Raw genomic sequence first — 16,709 nt, forward strand, 5'->3', positions numbered from 1 at the left:
CGGAGTCACCTCCGGGCCCGCCCACGCCGGCCGGTGTCGGTCAGCCCAGCAGTTCCACCTCCGCCAGCGTCGACTCACCGGAGAGGACCAGGCGGTACGTCGTGTACGTGCCCGGGGCGGCCACCGAGAACGCCCGGGTCTGCCGGTCCCACGTGAACGATTCGCCGGTGCGCCTGTCGAGGGTCTTCCAGGTCGTGCCGTCGGACGAACCCTGCAGGGTCCAGCCGGTCGGCGCCTTCGTGCGGTCCTTGGACGACGTCAGCGTGTACTGGACGGCCTTCGCCCCGCCGCCGACCGGAAGGTCCACGGAGGTGACCGACGCGTCCGTCGCCGACGTGTTGTCGAACAGCGCTCCCTCACCCCGCGACACGTCCCGGCGCGGCGAGGGCACCTTGTCGTCCTTCGTGATCGACACCGGCGCCGCGTTCCGTCCGGTGCCCCACGAGGACGGCTTCGGGCCCATGTCGAACTCCAGCGTCCCGCCCTTCGCGATGACGGAGTGGGGCAGCGACGTGGTCGTCCACTTCTTCCCGCCCACCTTCAGGCCCTGGACGTAGACGTTCTTCGCGCTGTTCTTCGGGGCCTTCACCACCAGGTCCCTGCCGTTCTCCAGGTGGACCGTCGCCTTGGTGAACAGCGGGGAGCCGATGGCGTACTCGCCGCTGCCCATGACCAGCGGGTAGAAGCCGAGCGCGGAGAAGAGGTACCAGGCCGACTGCTCGCCGTTGTCCTCGTCGCCGTGGTAGCCCTGGCCGATCTCGCTGCCGGTGTAGAGACGGGAGAGGACCTCGCGGACGTTCTTCTGCGCCTTCCAGGGCTCGCCCGCCGCGTCGTACATGTAGATCGCGTGGTGGGCCACCTGGTTGGAGTGCCCGTACATGCCCATCCGGACGTCCCGGGCCTCGGTCATCTCGTGGATGACCCCGCTGTACGAGCCCTTGAACTCCGGTGAGGCCGTCTCCGGAGTGGAGAAGTACTCGTCCAGTTTCCCGGCCAGTGACTTCCGGCCGCCGTAGAGGTTCGCAAGGCCCCGGCTGTCCTGGGGGGCCGTGAAGGCGTAGCCCCAGCCGTTCGTCTCCGTGTAGTCGTAGCCCCACACGCGCGGGTCGTACTTCGAGGACTCGACCCGCCAGTCACCCTTCGCGTTCCGGCCCTGGAAGAAGCCCGCCTTCTTGTCGAACAGGTTCACGTAGTCCTGGGCGCGGTTGAGGAAGTACGCGGACTCCTCCTTGTAGCGCTTCTCGCCCGTCTTCTTGTACAGCGCCTGGCCCATCCGGGCGATGCCGTAGTCGTTGAGGTAGCCCTCCAGCGCCCACGACAGGCCTTCCTTCGTGTCGGTGCTCGTGTAGCCGAGGAAGGGGGAGGTGGTCATGCCCTTGCGGCCCACGCCCGACGAGGGCGGGACCACGGTGGCGTTCTTCACCGCCGCGTCGTAGGCCGCCTTCGCGTCGAAGCCGACCCCCTTCACGTACGCGTCCGCGAACGCCACGTCCGACGAGGTGCCGGTCATCAGGTCGGCGTAGCCGGGAGAGGACCAGCGGGACGTCCAGCCGCCGTCCTTGTACTGCTGCACGAAGCCGTCGACCATCTCGCCCGCCTGGCGTGGGGTGAGGAACGAGTACGCGGGCCAGGTCGTGCGGTACGTGTCCCAGAAGCCGTTGTTCACGTACACCTTGCCGTCCACGATCTTCGCGCCCGTGTGCGTCGGCGTGTCCTGGCCGGACGGGGGCGAGAACGGGGAGGCGTACTTGTACGTCGAACCCACTTTCTCGAAGCCCGAGTTGGGGTACAGGTACAGCCGGTACAGGCTGGAGTACAGCGTCGTCAGCTGGTCCGGGGTGGCGCCCTCCACCTCGACCTTGCCGAGGATCCTGTCCCACTGGCGCTGTGCCCGCGTCTTCACGGTCTCGAATGACGTGCCGTCCGGGATCTCCTGGCGCAGGTTGTCCTTGGCCTGGTCGACGCCGATGAGCGAGGTCGCCAGGCGCAGGGTGACCGCGCGGTCGGCGCCCGCGTCGAAGCGGAGGTAGCCCTTCTCACCCGACGAGCTGCCCTCCTTCACCGGCGCGTCGAAGACCCCGTACACGAAGAGGCGGGTCGCGCCTGTCGACAGCGGGGACTTCACGTCCGAGTAGCCGGTGACGATCCCGTTCTCCTTGTCGAGGGTGAGGCCGGCCTTGTCCTCGACGTTGTCGAAGAGGACGCTCGCGTCGTCTCCCGGATAGGTGAAGCGCAGCGCCGCCGCGTGGTCGGTGGGCGCCATCTCCGCCTTGAGGCCGTTCTCGAAGCGGACGCCGTAGTAGTACGGCCGAGCCGTCTCCTTGTCGTGCCGGAAGGCCAGCGCTCGGGCCGCCCGGCTGTTCTCCGGAGTGCCGGACGCGGCCGACGGCATCACCTGGAAGGTCTGCCGGTCACCCATCCAGGGGCTCGGCTCGTGGCTCGCGCTGAACGCCTGGATGGTGGGCAGGTTGTCCGCGTTGTTCGCGCGTGCGTAGTCGTACAGCCAGTCCGTGGAACCCGCGTTCGTGACCGGCGTCCAGAAGTTGAAGCCGTGGGGCACCGCCGTCGCGGGGAAGTTGTTGCCGCGCGAGAAGCCGCCGCTTGAGTTCGTGCCGCGGGTCGTCACCGCGTAGTCCGACAGGTGGGCCTTCGGCTTCTCGGGAGCGGCGACGCGCAGGGCCACGTCGTCGAGCCAGCCCCGGAACTTCGCCGGCCCCTTCGGCGAGTCGTACGCCACGAGGATCCGGTCCACCGTCCTGCCGGCCGCGACCGAGCCGATCCGTGAGGTGACGTTGTTCCACTGGTTGACGTACAGGACCTTGGAGGCGCCCTGGCCGCGCGGGGTGAGGGCGAAGCCGTGCTGGTCGGTGGCGGCGAGATCGCTCAGGTAGGTGCCGTCCGTGAAGGCGAGGTCCACCGACACGTTCGTGGCGTCGTAGTCGCGGTCGCCGTTCGCCATGGAGGGGAAGATCCGGTAGGCCAGCTCGGTGTTCCGGCCGACGGCCACATCGACGTCGAAGACCTTGTTGTACGAGTACGCCCGGCCGTCCGCCGTGTGCCGTCCCGCGTACCTGAGCGCACGCTTGCCCGTGAAGCCCGCCCATGCCTTCGCGGTGGGCGAGCCGCTGGGACCGCGGTCGACCAGCGAGAGCATGTCCTGCGGGATGGGATCACCGGTGCCGCCCGTGGAGAACTGCACGTCGGCGAGCTGGGTGGCGTCGGAGGCGCCGTTGTTCCCGCTGATCTCCAGCCGGAAGTGCCGGTACTCGGCCGGGGCACCCCCGATGTCGTAGGTCTTGGTCCGGAACGGCTCGCCGAAGGACTCGCCCGAGCGGGTGTCGAGGGTCTTCCAGTCCTTGCCGTCCGTGGAGCCCTGGAGCGACCAGTCCCTCGGGTCCCGTTCGGAGTGGTCGTTGGCCGACGTCAGCGCGTAGCGCACGATCCTGGCCGGGGCGTCGAGGTCGAACTCGACCCAACTGGTGGAGGCGAAGGTCAGCCATTTGGTGGTCGGCTCGCCGTCGATGAGGTTCTCCTTCACCTCACCCGCGCCCGCGAACTCACCGCTCGCCCGAACGTCCGTGACGTGGTCGTTCACATTGCCCGGGATGCCGCTGCTGTAGCCGCCGTCGACGCCGGCTGACCGCTTGGTTCCGTCTGGTCCCGTATCGACCGTGTTGAGCCAGTCCGGTGCCGGCTCATCTGCTTCGAACGACGAGTGGAACTCCCGGTCCGCGGCCGCCGCAGTGACCGGCAGTGCCACGGCCACGCCCTGCGAGGCCGCCACGAGGGCGAAGGCGGCGGCGCCGAGCACCGCCGTGGAGCATCGTCTGTGCCGCATGCGCGAGCACCCTCCCTGCGCCTGATCGGAACGATCAGAGATGGACAACGTTGTCAACTTCGCTGCGCAAGGCACTAGTAGGGGTTCAAGTGAACGACGATGTCAAGGGTGTTGAGGGTGCCGCCAGGGTGTCCTGTGGCTGATTCCCGGCCGTAGAAGTGACGTCGAATCGGGGCGAAATGGTGTGGATCTTCGCTCAAGAAAGTCACAGTCGTGTCATATTTCCGAGAGGTCTCAACTCGGAAAAGACCACCGGCCAACCTTGCCTTCGATCTTGTCCGGCGACGGGGAGTGGACTATACCTGTCGGCGTCCGCCTCGCTCGGACGGGCATGACCTGGGGGGAAACGGGGGCCGCGGACCGTGTCACGCACGCCGTCCGCCGTCTCGCCCCTGTTGAATCCTCACGCACGACCCCAGCACGAACCGACCGCGGTGCCGGGAGGATCCGGTTCACCGCCTGAGTCCTGGAGAAGGCGAGGACTTGAGCATGGGATCCACCACCGACCGGACCGACGGCCCCGAGGGTGTCGGCCGCCGTGATCTGATCAAGCGCTCCGCTGCGCTGGGCCTGATCTCCGTCCCGACCATGAGCTTCCTGTCGGCGTGCGCCAGCAGCGGTGGCGGCGACGAGGAGAAGGCCAAGGCGGGCCAGAAGACCGCGAAGAACCCGCTCGGCGTCAACGACACCGCGCAGATGGAGTTCGTCCTCTTCGACGGCGGCTTCGGCAAGGAGTACGCCGAGGACGCCGTGAAGATCTACGAGAAGTCCTTCCCCAAGGCGAAGGTCAAGTTCTCCGCCACCCAGAAGATCCAGTCCACGCTCCAGCCGCGGTTCAACCAGGGCACCCCGCCCGACCTGATCGACAACTCGGGCGCCGAGCAGATGGACATGGGCGTCCTGGTCGGAAAGAAGCAGCTCGCCGACCTCACCCCGCTGCTGGACTCCCCGTCGTACGACGACCCGAACAAGAAGGTCCGCGACACGCTGCGCCCCGGCATCGTGGAGATGGGCCAGTTCGACGGCGACCCGGTCTGGATCATGTACTACGCCTACACCGTGTACGGCGTCTGGTACTCCCAGAAGGCCCTGGACTCGCTCGACGAGCAGTACCCCGAGACCTGGGACCAGATGCTCGCGGTCTGCGAGAAGGCCAAGAAGAAGGGCATGGCGGGCTGGACGTACGCGGGCAAGTACCCGTACTACCTCCCCTTCTCGCTCTACCCGATGATCGGCAAGGTCGGCGGCCGAGAGGTGCTCGACGCCATCGACAACCTGGAGCCGAACGCCTGGAAGAACCCGGCGGTCAAGGCCTGCTTCGAGGCCTACTACGAGCTCTACAAGAAGGGCTATGTCCTCAAGGGCACCCCGGGCCTTGACCACATCCAGTCGCAGACGGCGTGGGCCGAGGGCAAGGCGCTGTTCATCCCGAACGGCTCCTGGGTGGAGAACGAGTCCGCGAAGGTCATCCCGAGCGACTTCGACCTGGCCGTCTCCGCGCCCACGGGCCTCGACTCCTCCGACAAGATGCCCTTCGGCACCATCTGGGCCTCCGGCGGCGAGCCCTTCATCGTCCCGGCCAAGGCGAAGAACGCCACGGGCGGCATGGAGCAGCTGCGCATCATGCTCAGCGAGGCGTCCTCGAAGAACTTCACCAGCAAGGTCAAGTCATTGACCGCCTACAACGGCGGCACCGACGGCATCAGCCTCACCCCGGGCCTGAAGTCCGGAGTCGCGGCGCTGGAGAAGGCCGGCGACAACGTGCTGAACCCGCGTATGCAGGACTGGTACGTGCAGCTCCAGAAGGAGCAGATCGGCGTGGCGGGGCTCGGCGAGATGATGGCCGGCCGCATCACACCGGCCGAGGCCATCAAGAAGATCCAGGCCTTCGCCGACGCGGCCGCCAAGGACACGTCGATCAAGCACTACAAGCACCAGTGAGGATCCGTCCCACGGGCCTGCCCGGCGTGTGCGCGCCGGGCAGGCCCCGACGGCGTCCGCGCACGGATCGGGGTCGGTGGTAATGCAGCACGGCAAGTACCGGTTCATCGTGGGGTTCCTCGCCCTGCCCCTGGGGCTGTACGCGCTCTTCGTCGTCTGGCCGTTCATCCAGTCCATCTACTACTCGTTCACGGACTGGACGGGCCTGAGCCCCGAGTTCGAAATGGTCGGTTTCGACAACTACTCGAGGATGCTCGACGACGCGATCTTCTGGAAGTCGTTGCAGCACAGCGTCCTGTTCGCGTTGCTGGTGCCGCTGGTGACGATCGGCCTGGCGCTGTTCTTCGCCTTCATGATCAATGTGGGCGGCCGGCGGAGGAGGGGCGGACCGGTGATCTCCGGTGTCCGCGGCTCCTCGTTCTACAAGATCGTCTACTTCTTCCCGCAGGTGCTCTCGATCGCGATCGTCGCCCTGCTGTTCGCCTTCGCGTACAACCCGGACAGCGGGGCGATCAACTCCCTGCTGCGCGGGATCGGGCTCGGCAGCGTCCAGCCGCTGTGGCTGGGCGACCCGGACCTGGCGCTGTGGTGCGTGATGGCGGTGATCGTGTGGTCCACGGTCGGCTTCTTCGTGGTCCTGTTCTCCGCGGGCATGGCCTCCATCCCGGCCGACCTGTACGAGGCCGCGCTGCTGGACGGCGCCAGCCGCGTCACCACGTTCTTCCGGATCACCCTGCCGCTGCTGTGGGACACCGTGCAGTCCGGCTGGGTCTACATGGGGATCCTCGCCCTCGGCGCCGAGTCGTTCGCGGTCGTACAGATCATGACGACCGGGCCGGGCGGCCCCGACTACTCGACCACCGTCATGGTCCTGTACGTGTACCAGAAGGCGTTCCGTGACGGTCAGGCCGCCTACGCCACCACCATCGGCGTCGCCCTGCTCGTCGTCACGCTGGCCTTCGCCGCCGTCGTGATGCGGCTGGGCCGGCGCGAGCGGCTGGAGTACTGATCAGATGAAGACGACCGAGACCTCCGCTCCCGTACCCGCCGAGTCCGGTGCCCCCGTCGTCAAGGCGGACTCCCCGGCCGGGCCGCCCCCGAAGGAGAAGAAGGAGGGCACCGTCCTCAACGTCTTCTCCCACGGGATGCTCGTCCTGTGGGCGTTCATGGTCGTCATGCCGCTGCTGTGGGCGGTGATGACCTCCTTCAAGGACGACAAGTCGATCTTCAGCTCACCCTGGTCGCTGCCGGACAAGCTGCACTTCGACAACTGGTCGCGGGCCTGGACCCAGGCCAACATGAGCGACTACTTCCTCAACACCATCCTGGTGGTGGGCGGCTCGCTCATCGGCACGCTGGTGCTCGGCTCGATGGCGGCGTACGTGCTCGCCCGCTTCGACTTCCCGGGCAACCGCTTCATCTACTACCTGTTCATCGGCGGCATGAGCTTCCCGATCATGCTCGCGCTGGTCCCGCTGTTCTACGTGGTGAACAACATGGGCCTGCTGAACACCATCCACGGGCTGATCCTCGTCTACATCGCCTACTCGCTGCCCTTCACGGTGTTCTTCCTGACCGCGTTCTTCCGCACCCTGCCGACCTCGGTGGCGGAGGCGGCGTTCGTGGACGGTGCCTCGCACTCCAGGACGTTCTTCCAGATCATGCTGCCGATGGCCAAGCCCGGCCTGATCAGCGTCGGCATCTTCAACTTCCTGGGGCAGTGGAACCAGTACATGCTGCCGACCGTGCTCAACACCGACCCGGACAAGCGCGTCCTCACCCAGGGCCTGGTCCAGCTGGCCGTCAGCCAGGGCTACAAGGGCGACTGGTCCGGACTCTTCGCCGGGCTGGTGATGGCGATGCTGCCGGTGCTCGCCGCGTACATCGTCTTCCAGCGGCAGGTGGTGGCGGGGCTCACGGCAGGCGCGCTGAAGTAGGAGGATTCCGGCACCCGACCGCCACGACGCGTTCGCTCCTCCCACGCCGCTCCCGGCCAGGCCGGGAGCGGCATTCGCATGCATGTGCAACGCTCACGATCTGGTTCAACCTCTTGACGGGACGCGCCCCGAACGGCTCGACTTAGAGTTCACTTGTTGGACATGGACGGGGCCTCGCTGAAGCGGTCCCGCGCGCAGGAGGTCGTCGTGGAGACTCCGGGGTCGCAGTCGTCGCTGCACCGAGCCAACCTGGAGCGCGTCGTACGCGCCGTGCGGCTGGCCGGATCCCTCACCCAGGCGGAGATCGCACGGACGACGGGCCTGTCGGCGGCGACCGTCTCCAACATCGTCCGGGAGCTCAAGGACGGCGGAACGGTCGAGGTCACGCCCACCTCGGCGGGTGGCCGCCGGGCCCGGGCCGTGTCCTTGAGCGGTGACGCCGGCATCGTCATAGGAGTGGACTTCGGGCACACGCATTTGCGCGTCGCGGTCGGGAACCTCGCGCACCAGGTGCTGGCGGAGGAGTCCGAGCCGCTCGACGTGGACGCCTCCGCCGCGCAGGGCCTCGACCGGGCGGAGCAGCTGGTCAACCGGCTGATCGCGGCCACCGGCGTGGACCGCACCAAGATCGCGGGTGTGGGCCTCGGCGTGCCCGGCCCGATCGACGTGGAGTCCGGCACCCTCGGCTCCACCGCCATCCTGCCCGGCTGGACCGGGACCCGGCCCGCCGAGGAGCTGCGGGGGCGGCTCGGTGTGCCCGTCCACGTGGACAACGACGCCAACCTCGGAGCCCTCGGCGAGCTGGTCTGGGGGAGCGGCCGGGGGGTCAAGGACCTCGCGTACATCAAGGTCGCGAGCGGTGTGGGCGCCGGTCTGGTGATCGCCGGGAAGATCTACCGCGGCCCGGGCGGCACGGCCGGCGAGATCGGCCACATCACGCTCGACGAGTCCGGCCCCGTCTGCCGCTGCGGCAACCGCGGCTGCCTGGAGACCTTCGCGGCCGCGCGCTACGTCCTGCCGCTCCTGCGGTCCACCCACGGCACCGGCCTGACCATGGAGGGCGTGGTCAGGCTGGCGCGGGACGGAGACCCGGGGTGCCGTCGGGTGATCGCCGACGTCGGCCGCCACATCGGCAGCGGAGTCGCCAACCTCTGCAATCTGCTGAACCCGAGCCGGGTCGTCCTCGGCGGCGACCTCGCCGAGGCCGGTGAGCTGGTCCTCGGGCCCATCAGGGAGTCCGTCGGCCGGTACGCGATCCCCAGTGCGGCACGTCAACTCTCGGTCCTCCCGGGGGCACTTGGCGGTCGTGCGGAGGTCCTCGGCGCCCTCGCGCTGGCCCTCAGCGAGATGGGGGATTCAACCCTTTTGGACGGAACACTGACTGCCGCCACGCCTGCCTTCACTTAGATAACGAATGGCACCGTTGCCAAGCCGTTAAGGATTTACTTCTTGACGTCGAACGCGTAGCCGAGTTGACTTCCCGTCACCTCGGCCGCAGTGTCGCGGCCTCGTCAGGGAGGTTTCTGAAGTGAACACGCGTATGCGTCGCGCCGCCGTCGCCGTTGCAGCCGGTGCGATGGCCGTCTCGCTGGCCGCCTGTGGCAGCGCCAAGGAGTCCGGTGGCGGCGACAGTGAGTCGTCGGGCGCGGCGAAGGGCGACAACATCAAGGTCGGCCTGCTCCTGCCGGAGAACAAGACCGCGCGGTACGAGAAGTTCGACAAGCCCTTGATCGAGAAGAAGGTCAAGGAGCTCACGAACGACAAGGCCGAGATCCTTTACAGCAACGCCCGGCAGGACCCCACCCTCCAGGCCCAGCAGGTCGACACGATGATCACCAGCAAGGTGGACGTGCTCATCCTGGACGCCGTGGACGCCAAGGCCATCCAGAACTCCGTGCAGAAGGCCAAGGACCAGGGCATCCCCGTCGTCGCCTACGACCGCCTGGCCGAGGGCCCGATCAGCGCCTACACCTCCTTCGACAACGAGGAGGTCGGCAGGACCCAGGGCGAGGCCCTCCTCAAGGCCCTGGGCGACAAGGCCAAGGACGGCGACATCGTCATGATGAACGGGGCGATCACCGACCCGAACGCCGCCATGTTCAAGAAGGGCGCCCACTCCGTCCTCGACGGCAAGGTCAACATCGGCCGCGAGTTCGACACCAAGGAATGGTCGCCGGACAACGCCAACGCCAACATGGAGTCGGCGATCACGGCGCTCGGCAAGAAGAAGATCATCGGCGTCTACTCCGCCAACGACGGCATGGCGGGCGGCATCATCACCGCCCTCAAGGCGGCCGGCCTCGACGTCCCGGTCACCGGTCAGGACGCCGAACTCGCCGCGGTGCAGCGCATCATCGCCGGCGAGCAGTTCATGAGCGTCTACAAGTCCTACCCGCAGGAGGCGACCGTGGCGGCCGAGCTGGCCGTGGCGCTCGCCAAGGGCGAGAAGCTCGACTCCCTCGCCAAGGACAAGGTCTCCAGCAACAGCGCCAAGGACGTTCCGTCGGCCATCATCCCGGTGGTCTCGCTGACCAAGGAGAACGTCAACGACACCGTCATCAAGGACGGTTTCTACACCGCGGCCGAGATCTGCACGGCCAAGTACAAGTCGGCCTGCGACGAGGCCGGCATCAAGTAAGCGTCCGAACGGACACAAGTAAGCGTCCGAACGGACAGCCGCACGTCCCCGCTCCCGCAGGGGAGTTCGCCTTGGAACTCCACCGCGGCGCCGGGGACCGGCTCGCGCGGAGCGGTTCCGTGGCACGGCCCGCCCCGCCTCACGCTCCTCCGGCGCCCCGCGCATCAGACAGCCCCGCAAGCTCGAGCGGGGCGCCGGACGGAACACCCCCCAATTTTCTCTGCACAAACCTTCCGCCGGGTCAGGCGGCGAAGGAGATGGTTCACGTGTCCGCTACGCCCGTGCTGGCGTTGCGCGGGGTCTCCAAGCGGTTCGGTGCCGTACAGGCGCTCACCGACGTAGAGCTTGAGGTCCACGCCGGTGAGGTGGTCGCCCTGGTCGGCGACAACGGCGCCGGAAAATCCACGCTGGTCAAGACGATCGCCGGCGTGCACCCCATCGATGAGGGCGTCATCGAGTGGGACGGCAAGGCCGTCCAGATCAACAGGCCGCACGACGCCCAGAGCCTGGGCATCGCGACCGTCTACCAGGACCTCGCGCTGTGCGACAACATCGACGTCGTCGGCAATCTCTTCCTCGGCCGTGAGCTGAGGAAGTTCGGCGTCCTCGACGAGGTCGAGATGGAGCGGCGCTCCCAGGAACTGCTGCGGACGCTGTCGATCCGCATCCCCAGCGTGCGCATCCCGATCGCCTCGCTCTCCGGCGGTCAGCGCCAGACCGTGGCCATCGCCCGCTCCATGCTCGGCGAGCCCAAGCTGGTCATCCTCGACGAGCCCACCGCGGCCCTCGGCGTCGAGCAGACCGCCCAGGTCCTCGACCTGGTCGAGCGGCTGCGCGAGCGCGACCACGCGGTCATCCTCATCAGCCACAACATGGCCGACGTGAAGGCCGTCGCCGACAAGGTGGCCGTGCTGCGCCTCGGCCGCAACAACGGCGTCTTCGAGGTCAAGACGACCTCGCAGGAGGAGATCATCTCCGCCATCACCGGTGCCACCGACAACGCCGTGACCCGCCGTGCGGCGCGCACGACCGGGGAGGTTTCCAAGTGAGCATCGACAAGACCTCCACGACCGCCGAGGACGCGACCGCCGTCGAGAACCCGGAGGCCGCCGCGGCCGCGGTGACCGCCGTCGACCCCCGCCTCCTCGTCCGCGAGCGCGGACTCACGGGCTACATCGGTGAGTTCAGGCGGAAGATGAAGGCCGGTGAACTGGGCTCCATCCCGGTCGTCATCGGTCTGCTCGTCATTTGCGTCGTCTTCCAGAGCCTGAACTCGGCGTTCCTGTCCGCGCAGAACCTGAGCGACATCACCGTCACCATGGTCGGCACGGGCATGATCTCCGTCGGCATCGTCTTCGTGCTGCTGCTCGGCGAGATCGACCTGTCGGTCGGCTCGGTCAGCGGCGCGTCCAGCGCCATCGCGGCCGTCCTCGCGGTCAACCAGGGCTGGCCCGAGTGGGCGGCGGTGCTCTTCGCCATCGCCGCGGGTGCGGCCATCGGCGCGGCGCACGGCTTCTTCTTCGCGGTGCTCGGCGCGCCGGCGTTCGCCGTCACGCTGGCCGGTCTGCTCTTCTGGCTCGGCTTCATGCTCCAGACGCTCGGCGCGAACGGCACGATCAACCTGGACAGCGACGGCTTCATCGGCAAGCTGACCACGTACTACTTCACGGACATCGCGGCCGCCTACGGTCTCGCCGTCGTGGTGGTCGCGGTGTTCTTCGTCACCTCGTTCCTGGGCAACCGCCGCCGTGAGGCCGCGGGCATCCCGTCCCGGCCGCTCAGTGACACGGTCCTGCGCACGGCGCTGCTCGCCGTGGTCTCGTTCGTCGCGGCGTACATGTACAACCAGTACAAGGGCCTGCCGCTGGCCACGGTGATCTTCCTGGTGTTTCTGGTGGCCACCGACTTCGTGCTGCGCCGCACCCCGTACGGGCGCAAGATCTTCGCGCTCGGCGGCAGTGTGGAGGCGTCCCGGCGCGCGGGTATCAACGTGACGGCGGTGCGGATGTCCGTGTTCGCCGTCTCGGGTGGGTTCGCGGCGATGGGCGGTCTGTTCCTGGCCTCCAAGATCGCCTCGGCCAACCAGAGCGCCGGTACGGGTGACCTGCTCATGAACGCGATCGCGGCGGCCGTGATCGGCGGTACGTCGCTGTTCGGCGGGCGTGGGCGCACGTGGAACGCGCTGCTCGGTGTGATGGTGATCGTGTCGATCCAGTACGGGTTGCAGCTGGAGTCGATCGCGGAGCCGGTGAAGTACATGATCACGGCGGGGGTTCTGCTCACGACGGTGGTCATCGACTCGGTGACGCGGAGGACGCAGAAGACCGCCGGTCGCGCATAACGGGAGCGCCGTGGGGGTGCGGGGTGTTCGGCGGCTGCGGGTTCGTCGTGGCTTGTCGCGCCCACGCGGCGGAGCCGCAGATTGACACAGCCCCGCGCCCCTTGAGGGCGCGCCAGTCGCCCTCTCCTGGACAAGTGCCCGGTACCAACGGCGGTGCCGGGCACTTCCGCGTGCCCGAAGACGTTTCGTACGGGCGTGGCCGTGCGGGAGCGTCTGCGGCCGATTGTGTGAGTCCGGCGCGCGGGCCGGGCGTCGGCCGTACCGGCGGAACATTAGACTCGACCGGACCCGGCAACGCTCGAACGCACTACTGCAAGGAGGCACGGGTGCCGCTGCTGACCCGCATCAGGGGACCGCGCGATCTGGACCGGCTCAGCCTGGAGGAGCTGGACCAGCTGGCCGAGGAGATCCGGACCTTCCTCGTCGAGGCGGTGTCCAAGACCGGCGGCCACCTCGGGCCCAACCTGGGCGTGGTCGAGCTCACCATCGCCCTGCACCGCGTCTTCGACTCCCCGAAGGACAAGGTGCTCTGGGACACGGGCCACCAGTCCTACGTGCACAAGCTGCTCACCGGCCGTCAGGACTTCTCGAAGCTGAAGATGAAGGGCGGCCTGTCGGGTTACCCGTCGCAGGCCGAGTCCGAGCACGACGTCATCGAGAACTCGCACGCGTCCACGGTCCTCGGCTGGGCCGACGGCCTCGCGAAGGCCAACCAGCTCCGCAAACGCGGCGACCACGTGGTCGCCGTCATCGGTGACGGCGCCCTCACCGGCGGTATGGCCTGGGAGGCGCTCAACAACATCGCGGACGCCAAGGACCGCCCGCTGGTCATCGTCGTCAACGACAACGAGCGGTCGTACGCCCCGACGATCGGCGGGCTCGCCAACCACCTCGCCACGCTGCGCACGACCGAGGGGTACGAGCGTTTCCTCGCCCGCACCAAGGAGGTGCTGGAGCGCACCCCGGTCGTGGGCAAGCCGCTCTTCGACACGCTGCACGGCGCCAAGAAGGGCCTGAAGGACTTCATCGCCCCGCAGGGCATGTTCGAGGACCTGGGCCTGAAGTACGTGGGCCCGATCGACGGGCACGACATCGAGGCCCTGGAGTCCGCGCTGGTGCGGGCCAAGCGCTTCGGCGGCCCCGTCATCGTGCACTGCCTCACCGAGAAGGGCCGCGGCTACCAGCCCGCCCTCCAGGACGAGGCGGACCGCTTCCACGCCGTCGGCAAGATCCACCCCGACACGGGTCTGCCGATCGCCACCTCCGGCGCCGACTGGACGTCCGTCTTCGGCGAGGAGATGGTCAGGCTCGGCATGGAGCGCAAGGACGTCGTCGCCATCACCGCCGCGATGCTGCAGCCGGTCGGTCTGGAGAAGTTCGCCAAGGCCTTCCCCGAGCGGGTCTTCGACGTCGGCATCGCCGAGCAGCACGGCGCCGTGTCGGCCGCGGGGCTCGCCACGGGCGGGCTGCACCCCGTCTTCGCCGTGTACGCCACCTTCCTCAACCGCGCCTTCGACCAGGTGCTGATGGACGTGGCCCTGCACAAGTGCGGGGTCACCTTCGTGCTGGACCGCGCCGGCATCACCGGCACCGACGGCGCCTCCCACAACGGCATGTGGGACATGTCGATCCTCCAGGTCGTGCCGGGGCTGCGGCTCGCCGCGCCGCGCGACGCCGACCAGGTCCGCGCCCAGCTCCGCGAGGCCGTCGAGGTCAAGGACGCCCCGACCGTGGTCCGCTTCTCCAAGGGCGCCGTCGGTCCCGCCGTGCCCGCCGTGGGCCGGATCGGCGGCATGGACGTGCTGCGCGAGCCGGGCACCGACGCCCCGGACGTGCTGCTGGTGTCGGTGGGCGCCCTCGCGCCGATGTGCCTGGAGATCGCCGGCCTGCTCGACCAGCAGGGCATCTCCACGACCGTCGTCGACCCGCGCTGGGTCAAGCCCGTCGACGAGGCCATGGCGCCGCTCGCCGAGCAGCACCGCGTGGTCGTCACCGTCGAGGACAACTCCCGTGTCGGGGGCGTCGGTTCGGCCGTCGCCCAGTCCCTGCGCGACGCCGGCGTGGACGTCCCGCTGCGCGACTTCGGCATCCCGCCGCGCTTCCTCGACCACGCCTCCCGCGCCGAGGTCATGGCGGAGATCGGCCTCACCGCGCCGGACATCGCCCGGCAGGTCACCGGCCTCGTCTCCAAGCTGGACGGCCGGTTCGACCAGGTGGACTCGGTGGAGCCCGCGCGCGACTGACCTGTACGGACGGGCCGGTTTCACAACCCTTTACGGTGGTGAGACCGGCCCGTTCGCGTAGTTCCCCCATGCCGGGGCATACGCCCCTACGCCCCCTCTCGATCATGTCGGGGACGACGCAGCGTGGGAGGTACGCCCGTGAGCAGCACCCTCTTCAGGACGAAACGGGTCGAACAGTCGATCCAGGACACCGAGGAACCGGAGCACGCGCTCAAGAAGTCGCTGTCCGCCATGGATCTCACCGTCTTCGGCGTCGGCGTCATCATCGGCACCGGCATCTTCGTCCTCACCGGTACGGTCGCCAAGGACAACGCGGGGCCCGCGGTCGCCCTGGCGTTCGTCGTGGCCGGAGTCGTCTGCGCGCTCGCCGCGCTCTGTTACGCCGAGTTCGCGTCCTCGGTCCCGGTCGCCGGGTCCGCGTACACCTTCTCGTACGCCTCGCTCGGTGAGCTGCCCGCCTGGATCATCGGCTGGGACCTGGTGCTGGAGTTCGCGCTCGGCACGGCGGTGGTCGCCGTCGGCTGGTCCGGCTACATCCGCTCGCTGATGGAGAACGCGGGCTGGCACATCCCCGAGGCGCTCAGCGGCAGGGAAGGGGCCGACGGTTTCGGCTTCGACATCCTCGCCGCCGCACTCGTCCTCGTCCTCACCGCCGTCCTCGTCATCGGCATGAAGCTGTCGGCCCGCATCACCTCGCTCGTCGTCGCCATCAAGGTGACGGTCGTCCTCGTGGTCATCGTCGCGGGTGCCTTCTTCATCAAGGGCGCCAACTACGACCCGTTCATCCCGAAGGCGCAGCCCGTGGAGGCGGGCGGCGACATCCATTCCCCGCTCATCCAGCTGCTGTTCGGCTGGGCGCCCTCCAACTTCGGCGTGATGGGCGTCTTCACGGCCGCGTCCGTCGTCTTCTTCGCCTTCATCGGCTTCGACATCGTGGCCACGGCCGCGGAGGAGACCCGCAACCCGCAGCGGGACATGCCGCGCGGCATCCTCGGCTCGCTGTTCATCTGCACCGCGCTCTACGTGGCGGTGTCGATCGTGGTGACCGGCATGCAGCACTACACGAAGCTCTCCGTGGACGCCCCGCTCGCCGACGCGTTCAAGGCCACCGGTCACCCGTGGTTCGCGGGCTTCATCAGCTTCGGCGCCGCCGTCGGCCTGACCGTGGTCTGCATGATCCTGCTGCTCGGCCAGACCCGGGTGTTCTTCGCGATGAGCCGTGACGGGCTGCTGCCGCGCTTCTTCTCCCGCGTCCACCCCCGGTACAAGACCCCGCACCGGCCGACCATCCTGCTCGGCGTGGTCATCGCGGTCGTCGCGGGCTTCACCAGCCTGGGCGAACTCGCCGAGCTGGTCAACATCGGCACGCTGTTCGCCTTCGTCGTCGTGGCGGTCAGCGTCATCATCCTCCGCCGGACCCGGCCCGACCTGCCCCGCGCGTTCCGCACCCCGTGGGTGCCCGTCATCCCGGTCCTGTCCGTCCTCGCCTCGCTGTGGCTGATGCTCAACCTGCCGGCCGAGACCTGGACCCGCTTCGCCGTCTGGATGGTGCTCGGCTTCGTCCTGTACTTCGTGTACGGCCGCACGCACAGCCGGCTGGGCAGGCAGGAGACCGCGGCGGGCGAGGCCGCGCGGACACCGAGCCGCGACGCCGGGTAGTCAACGCCCAGTAGTCACCCCCCGTTATGTTTTCCGCGGTCCTGCAAGAGGACCGCTGGCCTCCGGGCCCGGCATGGCTGGTCCCCCCTGTCGAACCGATGACCTGGGGGGT

10 protein-coding genes are annotated in these 16,709 nt (G+C 68.3%); 9 read left to right on the forward strand and 1 reads right to left on the reverse strand.

The window, feature by feature from the left end; translation table 11 throughout:
* Positions 1 to 40: 40 nt before the first annotated feature.
* Positions 41 to 3,838 carry a GH92 family glycosyl hydrolase gene (locus ACZ49J_RS43805; protein ID WP_467456897.1) on the reverse strand — a complete coding sequence of 1,266 codons (3,798 nt, stop codon included), beginning with the start codon at positions 3,836 to 3,838 and terminating at the stop codon, positions 41 to 43.
* 489 nt (positions 3,839 to 4,327) lie between these two features.
* Between ACZ49J_RS43805 and ngcE the strand changes: the two genes are divergently transcribed.
* From ngcE to ACZ49J_RS43850, 9 genes are all read left to right on the forward strand, one after another.
* Positions 4,328 to 5,779 (forward strand): N-acetylglucosamine/diacetylchitobiose ABC transporter substrate-binding protein, encoded by a 1,452-nt coding sequence (ngcE, locus tag ACZ49J_RS43810; RefSeq protein WP_467456899.1) that lies wholly within the window; start codon positions 4,328 to 4,330, stop codon positions 5,777 to 5,779.
* A gap of 82 nt (positions 5,780 to 5,861) precedes the next feature.
* On the forward strand, positions 5,862 to 6,788 hold the full coding sequence (locus ACZ49J_RS43815; protein WP_467456900.1) for a carbohydrate ABC transporter permease: 927 nt from the start codon (positions 5,862 to 5,864) through the stop codon (positions 6,786 to 6,788).
* Positions 6,789 to 6,792: 4 nt separating this feature from the next.
* Positions 6,793 to 7,716, forward strand: coding sequence for a carbohydrate ABC transporter permease (locus tag ACZ49J_RS43820; protein ID WP_467456901.1), 924 nt, complete (start codon positions 6,793 to 6,795; stop codon positions 7,714 to 7,716).
* Positions 7,717 to 7,923: 207 nt separating this feature from the next.
* Complete coding sequence (locus ACZ49J_RS43825) at positions 7,924 to 9,123, forward strand: ROK family transcriptional regulator (protein ID WP_467456908.1); 1,200 nt, start codon at positions 7,924 to 7,926, stop codon at positions 9,121 to 9,123.
* Between the two features lie 133 nt (positions 9,124 to 9,256).
* Positions 9,257 to 10,354 (forward strand): sugar ABC transporter substrate-binding protein, encoded by a 1,098-nt coding sequence (locus tag ACZ49J_RS43830; protein WP_467456909.1) that lies wholly within the window; start codon positions 9,257 to 9,259, stop codon positions 10,352 to 10,354.
* A 257-nt stretch (positions 10,355 to 10,611) separates the two neighbouring features.
* Positions 10,612 to 11,403 carry an ATP-binding cassette domain-containing protein gene (locus tag ACZ49J_RS43835; RefSeq protein WP_467456902.1) on the forward strand — a complete coding sequence of 264 codons (792 nt, stop codon included), beginning with the start codon at positions 10,612 to 10,614 and terminating at the stop codon, positions 11,401 to 11,403.
* The gene (locus tag ACZ49J_RS43840; protein ID WP_467456904.1) at positions 11,400 to 12,695 is read left to right on the forward strand and encodes a sugar ABC transporter permease; all 1,296 of its coding nucleotides are present in this window, start codon (positions 11,400 to 11,402) and stop codon (positions 12,693 to 12,695) included. The genes ACZ49J_RS43835 and ACZ49J_RS43840 overlap by 4 nt, the downstream gene beginning before the upstream one ends.
* Positions 12,696 to 13,021: 326 nt before the next feature.
* Positions 13,022 to 14,938 (forward strand): 1-deoxy-D-xylulose-5-phosphate synthase, encoded by a 1,917-nt coding sequence (gene dxs / locus ACZ49J_RS43845; protein WP_467456906.1) that lies wholly within the window; start codon positions 13,022 to 13,024, stop codon positions 14,936 to 14,938.
* A gap of 138 nt (positions 14,939 to 15,076) precedes the next feature.
* On the forward strand, positions 15,077 to 16,597 hold the full coding sequence (locus ACZ49J_RS43850) for an amino acid permease (RefSeq protein WP_467456907.1): 1,521 nt from the start codon (positions 15,077 to 15,079) through the stop codon (positions 16,595 to 16,597).
* The last annotated feature ends 112 nt before the right edge of the window (positions 16,598 to 16,709 follow it).

It is taken from the genome of Streptomyces sp. NPDC030840 (genome assembly GCF_055572015.1).

What these genes read in the sequence shown, in the direction of transcription:
- ACZ49J_RS43815 (WP_467456900.1), top strand. Translation starts at nt 5,862, where the DNA reads ATGCAGCACGGCAAGTACCGGTTCATCGTGGGGTTCCTCGCCCTGCCC.
- ngcE (WP_467456899.1), top strand. Translation starts at nt 4,328, where the DNA reads ATGGGATCCACCACCGACCGGACCGACGGCCCCGAGGGTGTCGGCCGC.
- ACZ49J_RS43835 (WP_467456902.1), top strand. Translation starts at nt 10,612, where the DNA reads ATGGTTCACGTGTCCGCTACGCCCGTGCTGGCGTTGCGCGGGGTCTCC.
- ACZ49J_RS43830 (WP_467456909.1), top strand. Translation starts at nt 9,257, where the DNA reads ATGCGTCGCGCCGCCGTCGCCGTTGCAGCCGGTGCGATGGCCGTCTCG.
- ACZ49J_RS43820 (WP_467456901.1), top strand. Translation starts at nt 6,793, where the DNA reads ATGAAGACGACCGAGACCTCCGCTCCCGTACCCGCCGAGTCCGGTGCC.
- ACZ49J_RS43805 (WP_467456897.1), bottom strand. Translation starts at nt 3,838, where the DNA reads ATGCGGCACAGACGATGCTCCACGGCGGTGCTCGGCGCCGCCGCCTTC.